This window comes from Lachnoclostridium phytofermentans (assembly GCF_000733755.1).
GTDB classification, from domain to species: domain Bacteria; phylum Bacillota; class Clostridia; order Lachnospirales; family Lachnospiraceae; genus Lachnoclostridium; species Lachnoclostridium phytofermentans_A.
The window spans coordinates 1-5,165 of sequence record NZ_JPOF01000009.1 but is presented as its reverse complement, the minus strand read 5'-3'; the positions used below and the strand labels follow the sequence as shown (position 1 = coordinate 5,165).

Here is a 5,165-nt window from a genome sequence, read left to right as displayed (position 1 = left end):
CAGCATTGAATTACATTGCACAATGCTGTTTCTCTTTTTATTAACATCGCTTCACACGGATAGCAGTAACTTCTTTCGAAAGCTGTTCCTGTTTTGCTAACTAGACGTTTTTTTACCATTACTAACCCATAGGCAGGGATAGCCATTCCAATCTGCATTTCTACTTTTAATACATTTCATTATTCTTTTTTATGTATCCCACCATATTAATTTGGTCAATTTCTATTTGTATATCTAACATAAGTTCCAAATCCTCCAACGTATATCTTCTACCAGAGACAGTTCCATTGCCTCTAGAAGAATTGTCCTCTGTTAATTGCAATGGAACTCCATTACGGCTAACCTCGAGAAAATCGTATGAATAAGCAGTACCATCCTTCTCCTTGGTATGAAGGGTAGCCTCCCATGTATCTCCATCAATCTCCCAGATGGCTTTCCAGTCATCACAGGAATAAGTTCCCCCCAACAACTTTACCAGATACGCAAAAGTTCCTACCCCAGAATAAGTATATGGAAAATCTTCAAAATCCTGACAAGGAGATGTGGCATAAGTTGTTGATAAGCTTGTTGACAAAGTTATCACGAGAGCAATGATAAGGGTTGCAATTTTTTTCATACGTCTTTTTATCTCCTATGGGATTTATTCTTAATTCGTACATATTTTTCTAGTTTATTACAGGATATTGCAATAGTCAACTTTTTTCTTAGCTGCATAATTTTTAGTATGTAAATATGTAATAAATGTTATAAAGCTTCTATTTAATAAAATTTAATATAAAAAAAGATGTATCAAAAATAGATACATCTTTTTTACTACGACAAATTGCAGACCCGCATAGAATCAAGGTTTTCTAACAAGAAGTACGGCAGTTTCAACATGAACCGAATGTGGGAACTGATCCACCGGTCTAACCTTCTTAAGTTCATACCCATGCTCGATCAGATACTTTAAATCCCTAGCGAGTGTTGCCGGGTCACAAGATACATATACAATCCTGTTAGGCTCCATCGTGGCGATAGTCTTTAATAAACTTTCCTCGCAGCCCTTTCTAGGAGGATCAACAACAATTACATCTGCATGGATTTTCCCTCCGCTTACTTGATATTGCTTTGGAAGCACCTCTTCTGCTGCACCTACAAAAAACTCTGCATTGGCAATGTTATTTAATTTTGCATTGGATTTTGCATCTTCTATGGCTTGCGGAATAATCTCAACGCCATATACCATCTTTGCCTTCTTTGCTAAGAATAAAGAAATTGTTCCAATTCCACAGTATAAATCCCAGACAAGCTCATTCCCTGTTAGTCCAGCATATTCAAGCGCAAGGTCATACAATTTCTTTGTCTGTACCGGGTTTACCTGATAAAAGGATAATGGGGAGATTTGATACTTAATATCACCGATATAATCTGTGATATAGGTAGGACCATAAAGTGGGATAATCTCCTCTCCTAAGATAACATTTGTCTTCTTTGTATTCTTGTTAAGGCAAATACTCGTCACCTTAAATTTTTTTGGAAGGTTCGGGCACGCTAAAAGTTGGTTTACTAACCTTTCACTGGCTGGTAACTCTTTGCCATTAATAATCAAGCAAATCATAAGTTCTTTGGTAGTAAATCCAACTCGAAGTAGAATATGTCTTACCAATCCTTGATGACTTTCTTCGTTATAGATGCTGATATTCTCCTGCTTCAAAAAATTTCGAATGCAAGCGATGATAGGTTCGGTACTTTCATCACCAATATGGCATTTTGCCGTATCAATAATGGTATGAGTTCTCCCTGCGTAAAATCCGATGACTATTTCACCGTCAGAACGCTTCCCAACTGGAAATTGTGCTTTATTACGATAGGAATATGGATTCTCCATACCGACAATAGGCTCCATCGGTGGATGGTCAATGCCACCAATTCTTTTTAAACAATTAAGAACCTTATTTTGCTTATAGCGTAATTGCTCTTCATAGGATAATTGTTGAATCTGACAACCACCGCATTTTGAAGCAATTTCACATCTTGGAGTCACTCGATAAGGAGACGGGGTTATTATTTGCTCGATACGGCCATAACCATAGGTTTTCTTTGTCTTCATTACCTTAACAAGAAGTTCATCTCCTACTACTGCATCCTTTACAAACAGAGTGAATCCATTTACTTTTCCGATACCTTCCCCATCTGCACCGATGTCTTCTATCCTAATTGGCACGACTTCATTCTTCCCTGGTATTTTAACCTGTTCCATATCTTACTCTCTCTTTCTATAGCAATTACACGTGAGATTTATAAAGTATTCTAGTGTATCGGAATTGCTATTACACCCAACTTATTAAATCCGCTTTTACGCAAAAGAAGTTTGTGCCAAAAACTTAGATGGCACAAATCTTCTAATAAACTTTTTTTAATCTATCTATATACAGAATATCATTTATTCATAATCCGAAGATCTTCTTACATTAGAATCGAATAAGCGTTGGAATCCAAGCCAATCATTCTTATCCTCATCTCCTGTTAAGATTTCCTTCATCGTCTGTAGCTTTGCATCCAAATTATCTGCCATGCTAAGTGCTAACGCTTCCATAAGCGCTGGCTTCTTTGGTGAGCCATATTCCAGTTCACCATGATGAGCTAAAATACAATGCATGATTTCACTTGCCATCTTCTTAGGGAAACCAGGAATTGTTTTCATTCTTTCATTTAACTTTGCGGTTCCGATAAAGATATGACCCAGAAGATTTCCTTCATCCGTATAATCATTCTCTGGGAAGCTAGAGATTTCTTCTAACTTTCCAAGGTCATGGAACATCGCAGATACCAACAATAAGTCTCTTTGAATTATTGGATAGTTGTCTGCTAGATAATCGCACAAACGTACCACTCCTAACGTGTGCTCTAGTAACCCACCCATAAAAACCATGATGTACACTCTTTGCAGCGGAGTGTCTCTTAAATCGCAATGCGAAATCCTTATCGTCAACAAAAAAACTCTGTGCTAATTGCTTTACATGTGGTTCCTTCATTTTGTCTATATATCTTAGTAGCTCTTTATACATATCCTCTACATTCTTATCGGTAGATGGCATATAATTCGCAGGATCATATTCACCTTCCTGGCATTTTCTAACACGTTTTACATTAAGCTGTAAGGAGCCTTGAAAACTTGTCACTTGCCCTTCGATATGTATATAATCCATGGTATCAAAATGTTCAATTCCAGGGCCCAGTTCCCATACCTTAGCGTCTTTTATTCCGGTTTTATCTTGTACTAATAAAGAATAATAGCTTTTCCCAGCTTTCGTTTTTAAAATTTGAAGTTGCTTACAAAGATATGTTTCCTTAAACATCTCTCCGTCTCGTAACTCACTTAAATATCTCATTTTACTACCTAGCCTTTCTATTCTAGAACACAACTGCGATTGAAATTAACTCTTACTTCAACCTCTTATTTTCTATTATACCCACTGAAGTCAATATATAAAGTGTGAAATACTAGAACTCTTGTAGATTTTACTTCTATATTTGGGAAAAGATTATTTTTCTGCTATCTGATACACCTTAAACTTTTTTCTAACCTCCTTTGAGGTTTCCACTTTTATTTCCTTGTGTTAAAATCAGTATAGGATTTTCACTAAATTGAATATTCCTTAAGAACAGAAAATCTAAGAGGATCAGGTTTATAATCATAGATAAAATCAGAAATGAGGTCAGTATGGAGTATAAGGTTAATTATCAAGATGACGCAGTACTAAGAAGTAGCTTTCATGCATTAACCCAAAAGGTATTTCATTTTCAACTAAAGGACTGGTACGACAACGGGTATTGGAGTGAACTATATGAGCCACATTCCATAATAGAGGGTGATTCCGTAATAGCTAATATTTCTGCTAATCACATGGCTATGACAATCCCATGGGACGAAAAAGAATTTTCTTCAAATCGGTACCGTAATGACGGATCCTTCCTATCGCAACCAAGGTCTTAGCCGTAAACTAATGGAATCTATTTTAGAGAAGTATCTTAGCAAAGTGGATGGAATCTATCTCTTTGCTAATGACAGCGTGCTCGACTTTTATCCGAAGTTTGGATTTACAAAAAGTAAGGAATCTGTCTATCGTTATCATATAAATTCCTCAAAATCAGAGCAGAAACTTAATAAAGATTTAAAACCTCAAAAAGTGAATATGTCTGAGGATAAGAGCCGTAATGCTCTTCTAAACGTGATGAAACATAGTATACCAAATGAAGCCTTCTCCATGGATAATTTCGGTCTCATGGCATTTGGGTTAACAGGTCCATATTGTGATAACATCTACTATTTATCTGAACTAGATTGCTACATTGTAGCCACGATTCATGATGAAACTCTATTTCTTCACCAAATTATCGCTTCAAAAATTATCGAACCGAAAGACATCGCACTATACTATCGTGACACAATTAAGGTAATAGAACTAGGATTCACTCCTTTTCACACCTCTTTCTATGAAGTATCCGCTTACAAGGAGGAGGATAGTACCCTATTTATTCTTGGTGAAGATTTTACTTGAAGTAGAACGTTTCAACGTGCGTTTCCCAGAGTTATCTCATGCTTAAGGATAGCATTTTTTTGCGATATTGGAGGGGGGATACCCCATTCGATTTGGCAATCTGTTTCTGATTACTGTAATAATTATTTTATGCAATAACTTTTACAAATGAGGCAAAAACAAGCTTTAGGAGAATAAAACAATGAAAAACCGCTCATGTGATTGCTTAATTATCGCAATTACATGAGCGGTTTTAATCTAAAACGTAATTATTCTTTTATATCCAAAACAACCTCAATACTCTTTTCTGAAAGTTCTTGCTTAACTTTTCGCTGTACCACAACCGTTATTTTTCTTTCGGCTTATAGTTATTTAAAATACTCGTAAAATTAGACATCATGGAAACTGAGAATTCATTAATCTGAGTAATAATATCTCCTTGCTTAATTCCTGCAGTAAACGCTGGGGAATCAGCACGTACTTCTGCTGTTACATAGATTCCACCTGTTAAATGAAAGGACTGTAATACATCTTGCGGAATATCTTCACCAATAATGCCGAAATAAATTCGTTCCGTTTTATTGGCCAGTTTCTCAATGATTGGTTTTAACCTGGAGATTCCAATCACTGTACTGACATCTG

General features: G+C 36.1%; 5 protein-coding genes and 1 pseudogene. 2 read left to right on the top strand and 4 right to left on the bottom strand.

Annotated elements, in window-relative coordinates; genetic code table 11:
• Positions 1–166: 166 nt before the first annotated feature.
• The 3 genes and pseudogenes from CC92_RS0120605 to CC92_RS23550 form a co-directional block, all read right to left on the bottom strand.
• A complete protein-coding gene (locus CC92_RS0120605) occupies positions 167–616 on the bottom strand; it encodes a hypothetical protein (RefSeq protein ID WP_029502387.1) in 450 nt (149 codons plus the stop codon).
• A 225-nt stretch (positions 617–841) separates the two neighbouring features.
• Positions 842–2,242, bottom strand: a complete 1,401-nt coding sequence (rlmD, locus tag CC92_RS0120600; protein WP_031420768.1) for a 23S rRNA (uracil(1939)-C(5))-methyltransferase RlmD — start codon at positions 2,240–2,242, stop codon at positions 842–844.
• 183 nt (positions 2,243–2,425) lie between these two features.
• Positions 2,426–3,374: pseudogene (locus CC92_RS23550) on the bottom strand (3'-5' exoribonuclease YhaM family protein).
• Positions 3,375–3,706: 332 nt separating this feature from the next.
• Here CC92_RS23550 and CC92_RS21985 point away from each other — a divergent pair.
• Both CC92_RS21985 and CC92_RS21980 read left to right on the top strand, forming a co-directional pair.
• Positions 3,707–3,979: a hypothetical protein gene (locus CC92_RS21985; protein WP_051926221.1), complete on the top strand. Its 273-nt coding sequence runs from the start codon at positions 3,707–3,709 to the stop codon at positions 3,977–3,979.
• On the top strand, positions 3,945–4,544 hold the full coding sequence (locus CC92_RS21980; RefSeq protein ID WP_081870277.1) for a GNAT family N-acetyltransferase: 600 nt from the start codon (positions 3,945–3,947) through the stop codon (positions 4,542–4,544). Before CC92_RS21985 ends, CC92_RS21980 begins: the two co-directional genes overlap by 35 nt.
• A 325-nt stretch (positions 4,545–4,869) precedes the next feature.
• On the opposite strand, the gene CC92_RS0120585 is transcribed toward CC92_RS21980, so the two are convergent.
• Positions 4,870–5,165, bottom strand: a 296-nt coding sequence (locus tag CC92_RS0120585) for a PDZ domain-containing protein (RefSeq protein ID WP_031420766.1), incomplete at its 5' end; no start/stop codon positions are given.

Excerpts from the sequence above, each read along its gene's own strand:
- CC92_RS0120605 (WP_029502387.1), bottom strand. The coding sequence starts at position 616 with ATGAAAAAAATTGCAACCCTTATCATTGCTCTCGTGATAACTTTGTCA.
- rlmD (WP_031420768.1), bottom strand. The coding sequence starts at position 2,242 with ATGGAACAGGTTAAAATACCAGGGAAGAATGAAGTCGTGCCAATTAGG.
- CC92_RS21985 (WP_051926221.1), top strand. The coding sequence starts at position 3,707 with ATGGAGTATAAGGTTAATTATCAAGATGACGCAGTACTAAGAAGTAGC.
- CC92_RS21980 (WP_081870277.1), top strand. The coding sequence starts at position 3,945 with ATGACGGATCCTTCCTATCGCAACCAAGGTCTTAGCCGTAAACTAATG.